This window comes from Salinivibrio sp. MA427, assembly GCF_001996115.1.
GTDB lineage: Bacteria > Pseudomonadota > Gammaproteobacteria > Enterobacterales > Vibrionaceae > Salinivibrio > Salinivibrio costicola.
Genome location: NZ_MUFH01000455.1, coordinates 1 through 1,457 on the forward strand (window position 1 = coordinate 1; position 1,457 = coordinate 1,457).

At 49.4% G+C, this 1,457-nt stretch carries 2 pseudogenes; both read left to right on the forward strand.

Annotated features, from left to right (window positions below):
• Positions 1–110 precede the first annotated feature (110 nt).
• Positions 111–1,102: pseudogene (locus tag BZG79_RS15535) on the forward strand (peptidase U32 family protein).
• Between the two features lie 4 nt (positions 1,103–1,106).
• Positions 1,107–1,457: pseudogene (locus tag BZG79_RS15540) on the forward strand (U32 family peptidase); the annotation flags it as partial.

Consider the following 1,457-nt stretch of genomic DNA (forward strand, 5'->3'; position numbering starts at 1 on the left):
CATTTGTTGGTACTCATGATTCGCTCCTCGTGAAATAACAAAAAAGATGTTATCAATACTATAATGAATAAACAAATTGCGCACCACAAAACAACTAAATAGAGGTTTGAATGGAATTGCTTTGCCCGGCTGGAAGTATTCCGGCATTAAAAGCGGCTATCGAAAATGGAGCCGATGCGGTTTACGTTGGTTTGAAAGATGAAACCAACGCGAGACACTTTGTGGGCCTTAATTTGGACCAACTGAAGCTGTCAGAAGCAGCTGATTATGTGCATCGGCACGGTAAAAAGCTGCATGTTGCTATCAACACGTTCGCGCATGCCAACAGCTGGGAGAAGTGGCGCCAGGCGGTCGATGATGCCGTTCTGGCTGGTGCAGACGTACTGATTATTGCCGATCTGGCTGTGTTGGCTTATGCCGCCGAACGCTACCCGAAAGTAGAAACGCACTTATCGGTGCAGGCGTCGGCGACCAATGCCGAGGCAATTCGTTTTTATCAACAATACGGTGTGAAACGAGTGGTACTGCCTCGTGTACTATCGATGCAGCAAGTCCGTGCACTTGCGCGAACAACGGACGTGAACTCGAAGTTTTTGCGTTCGGAAGTTTGTGCATTATGGCGGAAGGGCGTTGCTACCTAAGCTCATACCTGACCGGCGAGTCGCCCAATACCGCGGGTGCCTGCTCGCCTGCTGCTTTTGTTGAGTGGGACGAGCAAGACAACAAACTGGAGTCACGGTTAAACGGCGTGCTGATAGACCGTTTTGCTGAAAACGAAAAAGCGGGCTATCCGACGCTCTGTAAAGGACGCTTCTCCGTCGACGACGAGGTCTATAATGTTCTGGAAGAGCCCACGAGTTTGAACACCTTGAGCCTACTACCGCAGTTACACAAAGAGGGCATTACCTCACTCAAAATAGAAGGCCGTCAGCGCAGTCCTGCCTATGTCTCACAAATTACCCGAGTCTGGCGCCAGGCTATTGATGCCGTAATGGCCGACCCTGATGGTTTTGAGGTTGTTGACAATTGGAACTCGGTTCTTGCATCGCTCTCAGAGGGTAGTCAAACCACGCTCGGTGCGTATCATCGGAAATGGAAGTAATGATATGAAATTTTCTCTAGGGCCGATTCTTTACTTTTGGCCAAAAAAACAAGTCATGGATTTTTACCGCGAAGCCGCTGACTCTAACGTCGAGCATGTGTATTTGGGTGAAATCGTGTGTAGTAAACGCCGCGAGCTTAAGCTTGACGATTACCTTGAAATTGCACACATGCTCAGGGAAGCCGGTAAGAAAGTGACGCTATCAACTATGACGTTGCTGGAAGCCCCGGCCGAGTTGCGGGAGCTGGGTAAATATTGTGACAACGGCGAATTTGAGGTCGAAGCCAACGATGTCAGCGCTATTAGTCTGTTACAGGAGCAAGGACTGAACTTCACTGCTGGGCCGGCCATTAAC